A 16,183-nucleotide genomic window follows, 5' to 3' on the forward strand; every position below is an offset into this window, starting at 1 on the left:
CGGTTCAGGCGCGTGCCGTTGGCCGCGCCGCTTTTCTGCGCGGCACCGAAGCAGTAGCAGTGCGCGCGGCAGGTTTGCGACGTGGCTTGCGTGACGGTGGTTGTTCCGCCTCTTGCAGACGCTGTTGCAGCAAGGCCAGTACAGCGGCTTCCTCCGGTGACAGATCCTGCAACTCTTCTACCAGTTCGGTCTGCACCCGTTCTTCCAGCCGCTCCGCAAAACTACCGTCCAGGTAACTTTCGATGACGGCAGGATGCACGTAACACTTGCGGCAGATGGAAGGCGTATTGCCCAGGCGGCGCGCCACGTTCTCGATGGCGCGCACCACGTTCTGCTTGGCCTGCGCCTGCGAGTCCACCCGCTCGAAGGCCTGCAGCGCCAGCGTGGCCAGCACCGTGCCGGCCCAGGTGCGGAAATCCTTGGCACTGAAATCCTCGCCCGCCGCTTCACGCAGATAGGCATTCACGTCACCCGAATCGATGCAGTGGCGCTCGCCCTCGTCATCCACGTACTGGAACAGTTCTTGCCCCGGCAACTCGCGCATTTTGCGGATGATGCGGGCCACGTAGGGATCGTGCAGCTTGATGTCATGCTGCACGCCGCTCTTGCCGCGGAAGCGGAACAGCACATCGCTGCCATCCACGCGCACGTGGCGATGGCGCAGCGTGGTCAGGCCGAAGGATTGATTCTGTTTGGCGTATTCGTCATTGCCCACGCGCATGAAGGTGGTCTGCAGCAGATGCACGACAGCGGCCAATACTTTCTGCCGATGCAGGCCGGGACGTTTCAGGTCTTGCTCCACCACGCGGCGGATGGTCGGCAGCGTACGCGCAAAACTGATCATGCGCAGGTACTTGGCATCATCGCGCACCGAGCGCCAGCGTGCGTGATAGCGATACTGCTTGCGCCCGCGCGCATCGCGTCCGGTGGCCTGGATGTGGCCGTTGGCGTGCGGGCTGATCCAGACGTCTTCCCAGGCGGGCGGGATGGCCAGAGACTTCAGGCGCGCCACCACATCGTCATCACGAATGAGCTCGCCGTGCGCATCGTGATACGCGAAGCCCTTGCCACGCCGGCGGCGGCGTATGCCCGGCATGCCGTCGTTGACATAGCGCAGCTGGTTGGCGCGGGCGATGTCGATGGCCTCGTCCTGATGGCGGGCATCGGCGGGCGGCGGAGCCGAAGGCGACGGCGATGATGATGATGAAGATTGTTCGGACGCTGCGGCGATACGATCCATGATGGTCTCCTCGGACGCTGTCCGCCGGCAGATCCGGCGGCCGTCCATGCGGGCCATTATTGAGCAAGCGCCGTGGCGCGGCAGTCAGCCATCGGCCGGGGATGGTGTGGGATTTTTCCGGCAGGCAGGTCGGCTCAGAACGCCCATTGCAGATTGAAGCCGCCCGTCACGGCCGCCGTCTGGAAGCCTTGCGGCTTGGCCAGGGGCGTGGCCACGAACATGTCATAGCTCAGCTTGCCGAGGTTGCCGCGCAAGCCCAGCGCCGCCCCCGTGAGTCGCTGGCCGGTGAGGAATTGCGCCGAGGGCCCTGCGACCGCGCCGGTATCGATGCCGGCAAACACTTCCTGCCCGCTCTCACCCAGGCCCAGCGCCAGTTCATTGCGCAGGAACCAGCCACGCTCGGCCTGCAGCGTCAGTTCGCCGTCGAAACCGCGCACCGTATAACGGCCGCCGATGGAGAACTGATCCTGCGGCGGCAGACTGCCCCGGTTCCACTGCGCGCGCAGCGTGCTGCTGTAGCGCAGGCGCGCACCGGCCAGCTGGAACGGCGCATTGAGGGAGGCATCCAGCAGCCACAGACCATAGCGCGTGCCGATCTGCGGCAGGTCGAAGGGCGAGCTGGGCTCGGCTCCTTGCGTATCGAGTGAACGGCGATAGGCCAGCGTGGCATCGGCAATCGCATCGCCCAGAAACTGCCGGTGATTCAATCCCGCTTCCCACGCCGTGGTGCGGCGTTGCTGGGCGCCGACTTCGAGTTCATCAATCGCGTTGTAAGCCTTGCGCAGCAAGGCTTTGCCGAAGGCCGTGGTCTTGCCGGCGGCATCGCGATGGAGCAGGCGAGACAGTTTGAATTCGGTAGTTTCGGAACGCCCGCTGTAGACGAAATTCTCGAAGGCTCCCGCGACCGTCTGGTGATAGCGGTTGCCCGACATCGTCACGGCCGCCATCCAGTTGCCCAGCGGGAGCGAGTAATGCAGCGTGTAGGCATGGCTGCCGTGGTCGCCGTAGTGATTCAGGCTGCGGCTGACGCTGACGTAGAAGAGGTCATTGAGGGTCCACCAATTGTCATAGGACAAGGTCAGCCCGGCCAGATATTTGCCGGTGGCCTTGGCACCGCCATCGTCCAGCGATGCCGTGAGACGGAAGGGGAAAGCCTGCTGGTACTGGATCACCAGATCGCTGTCGCCCGCCTCGGCACCCTTGTCCTCGGAGGGCGTGATCTTGATGTCGGCCTGCACGGTCGGCAGGCGCTTGAAATTTTCCAGGCCCTGTTCGATATCGCGCAGGTTGAGGATGTCGCCCGGGCTGATGGGCAGGGCATTGAAGGCGGTCCCGCGCGCATCGGCGTCGGGCGCAAAGCGGATGTGGCGCACGCGCCCCGGCACCACGCTCAGCACCAGCCGTCCCGTCGACAGATCTTGCGGACGCGCCAGCACGCGCGTGGTGGTGTAGCCGCGCGCGACGATGGCGCTCTCGACCCGGGCCAGGACCAGGTTCACCCCTTGCGAGCCCAGGCAGCGGCCCACCGCGCCACGTTCGCCGGTGACGCTGTCGAGTGCAAAACGAAAACGCTCGGCCTGTTCACCCTCCAGCGCAATCGCCGTAATCCTGCGGCAGGGTTGCTCCTGCTCGGGGAAATCCTGCGCCATCGCGCTGGCGGCGGGCGTACCCAGATTCACGTCAGGACGCTGCTCCTGTTGCTGGCGCAGGGCGCGTTCGCGCTCGCGCTGCAACTGCTCCTGGTTGACGGCGGTTTGCCCGTGGGCAAGGGAAATGACCAGATTCAGACCAAGGATGAGTACAAATCGGGGAGACGGCGAACGGAAGATGGAAGACATCGGAAACATGGTGAGTCGTCCCAAAGCCACACTGGGCAAGGGATTCAAAAGAAATGGGAGGGCTGGCAAAACAAGTGTTGGTTTTTGCCTACAGGAAAGCTTCTCGTGTACTGAAAAATCACCTTTCCTCGTTAACCTAAATTAACATCCCGACCCTGGCAAGCAAAATATTGCTAACCGGAAACGGAAAACAACGAATCGGGGTTCGTTGTCGTGACCGGTCATAACGACAACAGCACTCGGGGTTTTCATGAATCGTCAGCGTTACAAGCTGGTTTTCAACCGGCATCGTGGCCAGTTGATGGCCGTTGCAGAAATCGCCTCCAGCATCCAGCATCACGGCCGCACATCGGCCAACGGTGCGGCGATGCCGGACCTGTTACCGTCCGCTTTGCGCTTTTCGCTGCTGGCGGTAGCGCTGGCCCTGGCCATGAACACGGTGGCCCATGCGCAGATCCTGGGCGACCGCAACGCTCCGCGCAATCAGCAGCCGACCGTGCTGGCCACGCCCAATGGCGTGCCGGTGGTCAACATCCAGACGCCGGGTGCAGCGGGGGTGTCGCTCAACAGCTACCGGCAATTCGATGTCGGCCCCAATGGCGCCATCCTCAACAATGCGCAGGGCACTACGGCCACCCAGCTGGGCGGCTATGTGGCGGGCAATCCATGGCTGGCCACGGGCGCAGCGCGCGTGATCGTGAACCAGGTCAACTCGGCCAATCCCAGCTATCTGCGCGGCTACCTGGAAGTGGCAGGGGCGCGGGCGCAGGTGGTGGTGGCCAATCCGGCGGGCATCACCTGTTCCGGCTGCGGCTTCATCAATGCCAATCGCGCCACGCTCACCACGGGCGTACCGCAGATCCTCAACGGCAATCTGGACAGCTATCGCGTGGCCAGCGGTGCGGTACGCATCGAGGGCAACGGCATGGATGCCAGCCGCACCGATTACGCCGAGATCATCGCGCGCGCCGTGCAGGTCAATGCCGGCATCTGGGCACCCGAACTCAAGGTCAGCGCGGGCCTCAACACCGTCAGCGCGGATCACGCCAGCGTGGTTCCCGGTGTGGCCGCCACCGACGCCGCACCGGCGGTGGCCATCGACGTGGCGCAACTGGGCGGCATGTATGCCGGCCACATCTATCTGACCTCCACCGAGCATGGCGTGGGCGTGCGCAACGCGGGCAACATCGGCGCGTCGGTAGGCCAGGCGGTGGTGACGGCCGATGGCCGGCTCGAGAACAGCGGCAGTCTCACTGCTACCGGCCTGCTGGCGGTGCAGACCACAGGCGGCATCAGCAATGCGGGCGAACTGGGCAGCAAGAGCGTGGCCAGCCTCAACACCACAGCGCTGGACAACAGCGGCAGCATCGCCAGTGCCGGTGCGCTGACGGTGCAGGCCAGCGGCGCGCTGCAGAACACCGGCAGCGTCGGCGGCGAGGGCAATGTGCAGATCGCCGCCGCCAGCATCGACAACCGCAACAGCATCGGCAGCAGCACCACCCTGGCCGTGCAGGCCGCCGGTTCCCTCAGCAACAGCGGCACGCTGCAGGCCAATGCCGATGCCAGCATCACCGCTGCCAGCGTGGACAACAGCGGCACCGTGCGTGCGGCGCAGGGTGCGCTGAACGTCAGCAGCAGCGCCCGCACCGGCAACAGCGGACGCATGGAAGCGGCGCAGGCCGTGAACCTGCAGGTCGGCAGTCTCGCCAACAGCGGCGGCGTCAATGCCGGCGAGCGCTTGCGCATCGAGGCTGCACAGAGCGTCAGCAACGACGGCACCCTGGCCGCCAATGGACCCGTGGCCGTGCAAGCCGCCAGCCTGGCCAACCGGGGAACGCTGGCCTCCAGTGCAGATGCGGTCAACGTGACGACCAGCGGGACCCTGGCCAACCAGGGCCAGGTGAATGCCGCACAAGCACTCGCGCTGACAGCGGCAGGCATCGACAACCACAGCGGCAAGCTCAGCGCCAACGACATCCGCATCGACAGCCAGAACCAGTCCCTCGACAATCGCCAAGGCAACATCGCCGCGCAGCGTGACGTCCGCATCGCCAGCGGCGCGCTCGACAACGGCAGCGGCAACATCGTCGCGCAGGGCAAGCTCGACCTCCGCAGCGGCGACCTCGGCAATGACGGCGGACTGCTGCAAGCGGGCGATGCGTTGAGCCTGGATGCCGGCAGCAACACCGTGCGCAACGCCAATTCCGGCAGCGCGCGCGGCATCGTGGCGCAAGGTCCGCTGAGCGTGACGGCAGGGGCGCTGGTCAATCGGGGCAATGTTTCGTCCAACGGCGACATCAGCCTCAAGACCACCGGCCTCGACAACGATGCCGGCGTGATCGGTGCCAATGGCAAGCTGACGGTGGAGGGCAGTGCCGTGAGCAATCGCGGCGGCTCGCTGCAGGCCAGACAGGGCGTGGATCTGCAGGTGGGCAGTGGCAGCGTGGACAACAGCGCGGGCCTGATGCGCTCGGATGGCACCGTCAACGTGCAGGCCGGGACCGTCCGCAACGACAGCACCCAGGGCCAGAACCAGGGCATCGAAGGCGCCACCGTCAGCGTCAGCGCGGCCGACATCAGCAACCGCCAGGGCGCGATGCGCGGTGACGCCATCACGCTCACCGCCGGCGCCCGCATCGACAACAACGCCGGCTTGATCTCCGCCACCAACAGCGCCAGCCTCACGGATGCCAACCCGGCCAGCCGTGCGCTGGTCATCGACAACAGCAACGGCACCGTCATCGCCGGACAGCAGACCAGCGTTTTGGCCTATTCCTTCACCGGGAGCGGCAGGTTCCTCAGCCAGAAGGACCTGCGCATCGACCTGGTGGCGTCGATTCTTCATACCGGCCAGATAGGGGCGAGCGGTGACATCGACCTGCGCACCGCAGGCACCTTCGCCAATGCCGGCGCGGTCGGTGCGGGCGGCACGCTCATGCTCACCGCCGCCACCATCGACAACCAGGCCAGCGGCTCGCTGGTGGGCAATACCCTGAAGCTCAAGGCCACCGACGTTCACACCTTCATCAACCGTGGCCTGATCGATGGCGTCAATACCGTCATCGAGAGCAGCACCGTCAACAACCTCGGCACCGGCCGCATCTATGGCGACAACATCGCCATCGGTGCAGACGTGCTGAACAACCAGGCCGAGACCGTCAACGGCGTGACCAGTGCGCCGGTCATTGCGGCCCGCAACCGCCTCGACATCGGCGCGGGCGTGGTCAACAACAGCGAGCACGGGCTGATCTATTCGGTCGGCGACATGGCCATTGGCGGCGCGCTGGATGCGAACAAGAAAGCCACCGGCAGCGCCCGCGAGATCAACAACAGCAGTGCCACCATCAATGCCGATGGCAACCTGAGCATTGCGGCGGGAAGCATCAACAACACCAATGCGCATCTGGAGACGACGGACCAGACGGGGCCGGGTAATCGCATTGTCAGTTATCGCGTCAATGGTTCGTCGACGTTGATTGATGGGAACACGGCCAGTCTGGTCAACATCGGTTCGGGACAGGTGGTAGGACCGACCAACTGGCGGGCCATGGGCGATGAAGACAATTTTCGTCTTGTCCTGCCGTCATCGGCTTATCCAGCGGAACGCTATGGTCCTCCTTTCACTTATTCGAAGGGTGTCAAGGGGGGCGACGATGCCATCGCGCCAGCTTATTTCCCGGGATGGCAGGACGGTAGTGCGGGCGGCGATTCGACCATCGTCGATCATCCGGCCATCTTCAACTACGAGGTGACGGATCGCGTCTGGCAAGTGATGGGCGTGACACCGCCGGAGGCGCTCGGGCCCATTCCCATCATGCCGCTTCCTACCGAGAACTGCTATGAGTCTTGCAGCACGACGCTACCCAGTGCGGAAGAGATGGCCAAGTACAAGGCGGAGTACGCAGTCTGGAAGCCCAAGTACGATGCCTACATGGCGGCGACGCTTGCGCTCAATGACAAGATCATCGCTTTCAACAACAACGTCCGCAGCCGTTCCTATCGAGAATGGACCATCTACGACGGTACCGAACAGATCACGCGCACGGTCGTCACCAAGAGCGATCCGGGCATGATCACGTCCGGCGGCAACATGAGCCTGGCCGCTGGTACCGTCAACAACTACGCCAGCCAGTTCATCGCGGGCGGCACGGTGGCCGGCGACAGTGTCAACGGCACCAACCTCAACAACACCGGCCCGTTGGGCCGCCAGCGCGTGGTCTCGACGGGCTCGGCCAGTTACACCTACATCAAGAGCCACACCTTCAGCGCAGATGATCGGCGCTACGACGATGCGCCGTATCAATCGCAGGACATCGTCACCAACTTCCAGCTGGACATCACGCCGACCAGCGGAGCCGGACCTAATCGCCAGAATTCGGTACGCGCGGTGGCCTCGTCGGTATCGGGAGCCTCGGGTGCGAGCGCAGGCGCGGCCAGCATCCGCATCGCCAACCTCGACCTGACGCTGCCCAACAATGCGCTCTTCCGCATCAATGCGGGCCCGGCGCAGCGCTTCCTCGTGCAGACCGATCCGCAGTTCGTTGGCACGCGCAGCTGGCTGTCGTCGGATTTCATGTTGAATCAACTGGGCTTGACGGCCAGCGTGCGACAGCTGGGGGATGGGTTCTATGAACAGCAACTGATCCAGCGCCAGGTGCAGCAGATCACCGGCCAACGGTATCTGGCCGGATACAGCAGCAATGAAGCGCAATACCAGGCCTTGATGAACGCGGGCGTACAGGTGGCGCAATCACAGCGCTACACGCTGGGCGTGGCGCTGACCGATGCGCAGATTGCGGAACTGAAGACGGATATTGTCTGGCTGGTCAAGCAGACTGTCACGCTGGCTGATGGCAGCACGCAGGAAGTGCTGGTGCCGCAGGTGTACATTCATGCCTCCAATGTGCAGGTGACCGGGCAGGGCACGCTGATCGCGGGCAATGATGTGGCCTTCCAGGCGGCGCAGGATATCGTCAACAGCGGTGGCACGATTGCAGGGCGGCAGAGTGTTTCTCTGGCGGGCAGCAATGTACAGAACCTGGGCGGGCGCATCAGCGGCAGTGACGTGACGGCGGCGGCGGCGCAGGATATCAACAACATCGGCGGCACCATTGATGCGCGCAATACGCTGGTGGCCAGTGCGGGTCGTGATATCAACAGCGCTGCCACCACGGTAGCAACAGCCAATGCGGTCACCAGCGGGACCAACATCAACCAGAATGCGTCGATGTCGGTGTCCGAGAGCAATGGCTCGCTGACTGCCGTGGCCGGGCGCGACATCAATCTCAAGGCCAGCAGCACCTCTGCGGATAACGTGACGTTGGTTGCGCAACGTGACGTGAACCTGTCGACCGTGCACGAAACGTCTCAAGAAAAAATCACCTGGGACAGCAACAACCGCGCCGAGGTCAACAGAGACAACGCCATTGGCAGCACGGTCCAAGGCAAGGAGATCAGCGTAACGGCTAGCCGCGACATCAATGCGCAGGCAGCCTACGTCAACGCCGAAGGCTCACTCGCTGCTACCGCAGGCAATGACGTCAATATCGGTACCGATGTGAGCACGGCCAGTGCGCGAGATCAGCACAAGAAGACCGACAGCGGCGGCATGTTGGCCTCGCGTACCGTGACCACGGATGACAGCAGCAGCCAGGCCATCAATCAAGCGACGACCTTCTCCGGCAATACGGTGGCGGTGCGGGCGGGCAATGACATCAATGTCAAGGGCAGCAACGTGGTCTCCACATTGGGGACCGGCATGGCGGCTGGCAATAACGTCAATATCGTGGCCGCTGTTGACAGCAGCACCCAAAACAACTTCCGTCAGGAGACTACCAGTGGCGTGATGGGCGCAGGCTTCGGTGTGGCCATAGGCACACGCGAGCAGAGCCATGACGGAAAGACGCAGGGACAGACGGCGTCTGCTTCGACCGTGGGTAGTACGGATGGGAACGTGAGCATCGTTGCAGGCAATCGTTACACGCAAGTAGGCAGCGATGTGATGGCACCGAAGGGCGACATTGATATCGCAGCCAAGTCGGTCGAAATCCGTGCGGCAGAGCAAGCCAGCAAAACCACCACCGAAGACAAGTTCAAGCAAAGTGGCCTGACGGTCGCGGTCACCAGTCCGGTGATCTCGGCGATCCAGACGGTGGATCAGATGGCTGATGCTGCGAGCAAGACTAAGGATGGGCGGATGCAGGCGCTGGCAGTGGCCAACATGGGATTTGCGGCCAAGAACGCAGGTGATGCCATCAAGGCCGGCCAAGGCAGCACGATTGACGGTAAGGCCAACCAGATCGCTACCGGACCGACCGACCCGATCACCGGCAAGACGCCGTCGCGGGATGCCAATGATGCTGACAAGGCTGGTGGCATCAATCTCGCCTTGAGCGTTGGGAGCAGTAGCAGCGAAAGCCGTTCTGAACAGTCCAGCAATACGGTGCGCGGCTCGTCTGTTACTGCTGGCGGCAGTATCAATATCAGCGCACAAGGCGGTGGCGCCGACAGCAACATCGTCATCCAGGGCAGCGACATCAAAGCGGGCGTGAACGCCACGCTCAAGGCCGCCAATGAAGTGCGCCTGCTGGCAGCACAGAATACCTCCGAACAGCATAGCAACAACCAGAGTAGCTCCGGTTCGGTTGGTGTATCGATTGGCACGGACGGTCTGATGTTCAACGCCAGTGCCTCTGGCAGCCGTGGACGTGGTGACGGCAGTGACGTGACACAGGTCAATACGCACGTGGATGCGGGCAACAAGCTCACGATCAGCTCGGGTACGGACACCACACTGAGTGGGGCGGTAGTCAGTGGCAAGCAGGTCGTGATGGACGTGGGCACCAGTGGTCACGGTGATTTGAAGATTGCCAGCCTGCAGGACACCAGTACTTACAAGAGCAATCAGCAGAGCCTGGGCGGTAGCATCTCGGTCGGTATGGGCAAGATGAGCGGCAGCATCAGTGCAAGCCGCAGCAGTGTCGACGGCAACTATGCGAGCGTCAACGAGCAATCGGGGATTCGCGCGGGCGACGGTGGATTCCAGATCAATGTGGCTGGCAATACGGATCTGGTAGGTGCCAAGATCGCCAGTACCGACAAGGCAGCTGTGGAGGGCAAGAACAGCCTCAAGACCGAGACCCTCACCCAATCCGATATCCAGAACCGGAGCGACTACAAGGCGGAAAGCCAGAGTTTCAGCGTCGGTGGAGGTTTCACCGGCGGCAAGTCGTCGATGAATGGGACGGGAATTGGTTTTGGTACCAGCAGCGGCAGTGAAAGCAGCACGACCCGCAGCGGTATCAGCCAGGCTGATATCAAGATCACGGACGACAAGGGCCAGCAGGCCAAGACCGGCAAGACGGCTGAGCAGACCATTGCCAGCATCAATACGGATGTGAGCAGTGACCGGGATACCAGTGGCAAGTTGACCAAACAATGGGATGCGCAGGCTTTACAGGCGGATGTGCAGGCGCAGGCGCAGATTACGGAATTGTTTGGGAAGAATGCGGCCAAGGAAATCGGCAGTTATGCGACAACCAAAGTCAACGAACTCAACGCCAAAATTGAAGTTGCGCAGAGTGAGGACGAGAAGGCTGCGTTGATCGCGGAGCGTGATAACTGGAGCGAAGGTGGCTTGTATCGAACCGCTTTGCATACCGCTGCCGGATTGCTTGGTGGTGGTGTCGGTGGCGCTATTGGTGCAGCGACTTCTTCAGTGGCAATGCCGCAGCTTGCCAAGCTGATCGCTAACACTGATTTGCCCTTGCCGATAAGGCAAGCGATGGCGCAGGCGGCAGCCGCAGCACTGGGCGGCCTTGCAGGGGGAGCATCTGGACTGGCTGCCGGTATTCATGTTGAGGCAAACAATCGGCAGTTGCATGAGTCCGAATCGGAGAAACTGTCGGCCCTCAAGAAGGGGAAGACACCCGAAGAGCAGCAGCGTTTGAATGCGGCGGCTTGTGCGTTGGTGAGATGCGCTGATGGGGTGCCGCCGAATGATCCGTATTACAGCCTCTTGAAGGGGTTGCAGGATAAAGGGGCGACTTATCAGAATGAGTTGGAGACCCTACGCAAGACGGGAGAGTTTGTCTATATTCCTCGTTTTGATGACATCTCGGATTTCATTACTCGTAACAGTGAATACAGGCAGCGGGCGAAGGGGCTGTCTGATCTAGTCGCTGGAACGATAGGGATGGTCGGTGGTGGCGGGCTTGCGGTTGGAGGGCTTGCCCTGTGTGGACCTAGTGCCGGGGCGAGCTGCGCTACTATCCCGCTAGGTGCTTTCATCGCTAAGACATCAAATGACCAGGCGCAGGAGGGTAATCAAGCGCTGTTTGGTGCTTATCGTTCGACGGAAGGACAGCGAGTTATTGCGTCGTTCGACATCGAGACGTATCCCGGCGAGCGTATCCCGCTTGAGGAAATTGGGGTTGAGGCGGGGAAGCGCGCTTTGATTCAGGTACTGGGGAAATATATCCCTAATATCCTGATGGGAGCAGAAGAAGGCGTGCTAAAAAGGGCCGCTTCTGAGGTGCCCGGATCCACTAAAATTTCAAAAAACACTGAGCATGCTGTCGGTGCTGCAGAGATTTCTAAGGTAGGTAATTTCGCGGACGAAGCTAAACTGATCGACCATTTTAAAAGACATGGAACAGAGTTTGGCAGCGAAACCGCAGAAGACTACTTGAAAGTGGGGCAACAGATTATGGAGCAAGGGCAAAAAGTTGAATATATTTACAAGGGTGAGCCACGAACTGGATTTGTTCAATTCATGGGGAACAGAAAAAACGGAGAGTCAAAGTTCGGATTTGTCGGAACAAACTCCGACGGTGCAATAACTACGATTCATATTGAGAGCGGTAACAGTTTCTGGAAGATGCTAAATAATGGAAATATCGATAAAGTAATAAATCCGAAGCCATGAATTATTCAGCCCAAATAAAGTATCTAGGCGACGATATTGAAGAGGAAGTATTGTTGCGAATCCATGATTTGGAGATCACATGTTTTGTCACGCTATGTCCATTCAGAATCGAAACGGGGAAATCATATATGGTCGAGCTGGAAGCTCAAGTATTTGATGATTACTTTGTCAGAGAGATTAGCGAAGATTGTTCCCCCAGCATTGTTCGGGTTGGTTCAGGCTTCACTTGCATTATGTGTGGACGGCTGATCGATGGTTGTCTGAATGTTGGTGATGTGAATTTTTATGATGACGTGTTGTTGGCTGAATTCGGACAACTCAACGGGAAAATGGTTGAATGGGAAGTTGATCGAATTGATGTGAATTTTGTATCGGCGATTGCATAGCGAGGTACATAAAAAAGCTTTTCGATTACCCAGTTCAGTATTCACGTCGAGGCCATCAACGGCGTAAGCAGTACGCTGGCGATCGCCGCGCTTCACCGAATCGGTGTCGGCATGAGTCTTCAACGTATATCAGATTTTTCACGGGGAGCGGCAGGTTCCTCAGCCAGAAGGACCTGCGCATCGATCTGGTGGCGTCGATTCTTCATACCGGCCAGATAGGGGCGAGCGGTGACATCGACCTGCGCACCGCAGGCGCTTTCGCCAATGCCGGCGCGGTCGGTGCGAGCGGCACGCTCATGCTTACCGCCGCCACCATCGACAACCAGGCCAGCAGCTCGCTGGTGGGCAATACCCTGAAGCTCAAGGCCACCGACGTTCACACCTTCATCAACCGTGGCCTGATCGATGGCGTCAATACCGTCATCGAGAGCAGCACCGTCAACAACCTTGGTACCGGCCGCATCTATGGCGACAACATCGCCATAGATGCGGACCTGCTGAACAACCAGGCCGAGACCGTCAACGGCGTGACCAGTGCGCTGGTCATTGCGGCCCGCAACCGCCTCGACATCGGCGCGGGAGTGGTCAACAACAGCGAGCACGGGTTGATCTATTCGGTCGGCGATACGGTGCGGGCAAAGAATGACGGAAAGTCTGTGCCATTTAGATTTCAACAATAAGGTATTGCAATGAAATTTGAGAGCTTAGAGGAAGCGTACAGGGCACTTGCCATATATTTGCAGGCCTTTGTCGGATCACGAGCTTGGGATATGGCCAGGTGCAAGATGGCTATATTTCAAAATATGGCGAGAGGTGATCAGTGCTTTGAATACAAAGGGGAAGTTCATGAAAGTGGTGGCTTCGAAGCTGATGACGACGCAATTTGGAATGGATTGGATGCATCAATTTATATTCGTAATGTAATGCTTGAAAATACTGGTCATCGTATCTGGGGGCTTACTTTTACGTTGTTCTCGGATGGAAAATTTGACATCGAATTCGACTACTCGAAACCGTCCGACTATGAGGAAAGTGATGAGACTATCAGTGGTGAAGAGATTAATCAGTCACTGCAAGAATTGAGACCCGACAGCGATAAAAACTGATAATGCAAGGCTGAAAGCGCGCCTTAAAAATCTTTGATCTAAGGCGGCGCGGAAGGCATTGCCGGGCAGGTGACCGGACAAGGCACGCTGATCGCGGGCAATGATGTGGCCTTCCAAGCGGCGCAGGATATCGTCAATAGTGGCGGCACGATTGCGGGGCGGCAGGGTGTTTCGCTGGCGGGCAACAATGTGCAGAACCTGGGCGGGCGCATCAGCGGCAGTGACGTGACGGTGGCGGCGGCGCAGGACATCAACAACATCGGCGGCACTATCTATGCGCGCAATACGCTGGTAGCGAGTGCGGGTCGTGACATCAACAGCGCTGCCACAACGGTAGCGACGGCCAATGCGGTCACCAGCGGGACCAACATCAACCAGAATGCGTCGATGTCGGTGTCCGAGAGCAATGGCTCGTTGACTGCCGTAGCCGGGCGCGACATCAATCTCAAGGCCCGCAGCACCTCTGCGGATAACGTGACGTTGGTTGCGCAACGTGACGTGAACCTGTCGACCGTGCACGAAACGTCTCAAGAAAAAATCACCTGGGACAACAACAACCGCGCCGAAGTCAACCGTCACAACGCCATTGGCAGCACGGTCCAAGGCAAGGAGATCAGCGTCACGGCCAGCCGCGACATCAATGCGCAGGCAGCCTACGTCAACGCCGAAGGCGCACTCGCTGCTACAGCAGGCAATAACGTCAATATCGGTACCGATGTGAGCACGGCCAGTGCGCGAGATCAGCACAAGAATAGCGACAGCGGCGGCATGTTGGCCTCGCGTACCGTGACCACGGATGACAGCAGCAGCCAGGCCATCATCGGTTACGCAACTCTTCAATCAGCAGCCGCTTGCGAGAAGGCTTCAGAGCTTTTTTGCCAGTACATACTGAAGCATGGCTTTGTCCAGAGACAGGTCTGCTACCAGCTTTTTGAGTTTGGTATTCTCTTCTTCCAGCTGTTTTAGCCGTCTTACTTCTGACGGCCCCAATCCACCGTATTTCTTCTTCCAGTTGTAGAAGGGCGCATCCGAAATTCCCATCTTCCTGCACACCTCTTCTACCGGCGTTCCCAACTCGGACTGCTTCAATGCTTAGGCAATTTGTTGTTCGGTAAATTTGCTTCTCTTCATGGCATGACTCCTCTTTTTGAGATCAAAAGCATGCCGGAATTTCTATTTCTAAGCGGTACTATTTATTGGGGTAGGGTCACATACCGTCAGGTAAAACAAGACAGGAAGTCAACATCAAGTCGGGCAAGTTAACAGCCCAGAAATCTAATTTTGCAACAGTCTCTTAGTTGCGATCGAAGGGGTGCTAGCGCCAGCCAGGCTGTCTGAGTAATTAGACCATTTAACAGTACTATATCTCTCGGGGGACCGCTTCCTCGCCTACTTCCCAGCAGCTCCGCTTTTTTGCCAAACGACATCCTCATCGATAGCGTATAGCTGGCAGAGATCCTTCGAATTCTTCTGGCAATTTTCGAGAGCTCGCTGCGAAGGATCGTCTCCGCCCCAAGCCCAGCCAACGTGATTGGAAGGTGATATGGCAAATGCACGAGGTAGTTCATATTTGAGAAATTTTTCGTAGAACTCGCGTGTTCTTTCGTTCAAGAAGGGAACGGAAGCGCTGTCCTCCAATTTTGCGAAACCGCTACTGGGCAGTCTGGTGGCGAGACTGATTGTCTTTTCGGTTGGCAGACCAATCCGCTTTAAAAGCGCTTCGGTTTCTGGCCACCAGATTGCAACTCCATCGCGGCTTCCGCTCATACCGTGCGCATCGTTCTTGAAGGGACCATACGCGACCAACTTTGCATCCGCACCTCCTTTGGTATAGGCAACGAACATCTTGCGAACTACTTCGGGATTGAAAAAACTATCGTTTTCACCGTAGAACCAAAGACTCGGGATCGTTGTAGTCTTACCGTAATACGCGAAGGCGTCAATGAGTGCATCTTTCCAAGAGCAGCCAATCATGTCGTAGCGAAGCCCGCCGGCAAAATTAAGCAAGGCCTTTACATGGGAAGGATTACTCGCTCCCAGCGCCATGGTAGCCAATCCGCCATGGGACTGGCCCATCACGATAATCTTGCTATTGTCAATCCATGGTAGCCCGCTGGCATAGTCCAATGTCGCCTGTATGTCCTTGGCCTGTGCGACACCGTTACTAGTGATATTGCAGCCTCCGTCCACATACATTCCTTCGGATTTCGAGAATCCGGTACGCATGGGGAGGATGACCGCATATCCGCGCTGGACGAATTCCGTTGCGATGACTAGCCCCCGATAACGCCCTTGGAATGAAGGTAGGCCAGGATCTTTTCCGTGATTCATGATGAGCAGCGGAAATGGACCTTCACCTGGCGGTCGATAAGTAGTCGCCTGTAGTTGCACAGTGAATGGTCCAGCTTTTGACGGAATCGTAATAATTTCTTCCCGCAAACGACTATTCAACGGGGGTTCTGCGCTTGAAGCCGGCAACTGTATAAAACCGAGGACCATCGTCAATGCGATAAATATTTTTTTATTCATTTTTGAGGGCAGTACATAAGAAAAAGTCCGCACAGATCACAAGAATTGGTCGGATCACACATTGCCGTAAAGAGATCCGCCTGTTTTCCGTCCCAGAGACTAGTCACTCTTTCGAATATCCTAAATGTCGAAGCCAGCAAAATGCTTCAGCTAGACGA

Annotated in this window: 7 protein-coding genes and 1 pseudogene; 4 read left to right on the forward strand and 4 right to left on the reverse strand. The window is 59.1% G+C overall.

The genetic code is table 11. The features are described 5' to 3' along the window. Positions 1-4: 4 nt before the first annotated feature. On the reverse strand, positions 5-1,240 hold the full coding sequence (locus ACWFUC_RS13505) for a DNA topoisomerase IB (protein ID WP_489625162.1): 1,236 nt from the start codon (positions 1,238-1,240) through the stop codon (positions 5-7). Positions 1,241-1,374: 134 nt separating this feature from the next. Next, complete coding sequence (locus tag ACWFUC_RS13510) at positions 1,375-3,087, reverse strand: ShlB/FhaC/HecB family hemolysin secretion/activation protein (RefSeq protein WP_489625163.1); 1,713 nt, start codon at positions 3,085-3,087, stop codon at positions 1,375-1,377. A 241-nt stretch (positions 3,088-3,328) separates the two neighbouring features. Between ACWFUC_RS13510 and ACWFUC_RS13515 the strand changes: the two genes are divergently transcribed. From ACWFUC_RS13515 to ACWFUC_RS13530, 4 genes are all read left to right on the forward strand, one after another. Then, complete coding sequence (locus ACWFUC_RS13515; protein ID WP_489625164.1) at positions 3,329-12,004, forward strand: two-partner secretion domain-containing protein; 8,676 nt, start codon at positions 3,329-3,331, stop codon at positions 12,002-12,004. After that, complete coding sequence (locus ACWFUC_RS13520; protein ID WP_489625165.1) at positions 12,001-12,390, forward strand: hypothetical protein; 390 nt, start codon at positions 12,001-12,003, stop codon at positions 12,388-12,390. The genes ACWFUC_RS13515 and ACWFUC_RS13520 overlap by 4 nt, the downstream gene beginning before the upstream one ends. A 188-nt stretch (positions 12,391-12,578) precedes the next feature. Beyond that, on the forward strand, positions 12,579-13,070 hold the full coding sequence (locus tag ACWFUC_RS13525) for a hypothetical protein (RefSeq protein ID WP_489625166.1): 492 nt from the start codon (positions 12,579-12,581) through the stop codon (positions 13,068-13,070). 9 nt (positions 13,071-13,079) lie between these two features. Continuing rightward, a complete protein-coding gene (locus tag ACWFUC_RS13530; RefSeq protein ID WP_489625167.1) occupies positions 13,080-13,496 on the forward strand; it encodes a hypothetical protein in 417 nt (138 codons plus the stop codon). 820 nt (positions 13,497-14,316) lie between these two features. On the opposite strand, the pseudogene ACWFUC_RS13535 reads toward ACWFUC_RS13530, so the two are convergent. Further along, positions 14,317-14,585 (reverse strand): annotated as a pseudogene (locus tag ACWFUC_RS13535) (transposase); the annotation flags it as partial. A 300-nt stretch (positions 14,586-14,885) separates the two neighbouring features. Further along, positions 14,886-16,025, reverse strand: a complete 1,140-nt coding sequence (locus ACWFUC_RS13540; protein ID WP_489625168.1) for a dienelactone hydrolase family protein — start codon at positions 16,023-16,025, stop codon at positions 14,886-14,888. Positions 16,026-16,183 lie beyond the last annotated feature (158 nt).

Source organism: Herbaspirillum sp. Her4, assembly GCF_057961335.1.

Bases quoted from the DNA above. Each gene is read 5' to 3' on its own strand.
- ACWFUC_RS13505 (WP_489625162.1), bottom strand. From the start codon at position 1,240: ATGGATCGTATCGCCGCAGCGTCCGAACAATCTTCATCATCATCATCG.
- ACWFUC_RS13510 (WP_489625163.1), bottom strand. From the start codon at position 3,087: ATGTTTCCGATGTCTTCCATCTTCCGTTCGCCGTCTCCCCGATTTGTA.
- ACWFUC_RS13515 (WP_489625164.1), top strand. From the start codon at position 3,329: ATGAATCGTCAGCGTTACAAGCTGGTTTTCAACCGGCATCGTGGCCAG.
- ACWFUC_RS13520 (WP_489625165.1), top strand. From the start codon at position 12,001: ATGAATTATTCAGCCCAAATAAAGTATCTAGGCGACGATATTGAAGAG.
- ACWFUC_RS13530 (WP_489625167.1), top strand. From the start codon at position 13,080: ATGAAATTTGAGAGCTTAGAGGAAGCGTACAGGGCACTTGCCATATAT.
- ACWFUC_RS13540 (WP_489625168.1), bottom strand. From the start codon at position 16,025: ATGAATAAAAAAATATTTATCGCATTGACGATGGTCCTCGGTTTTATA.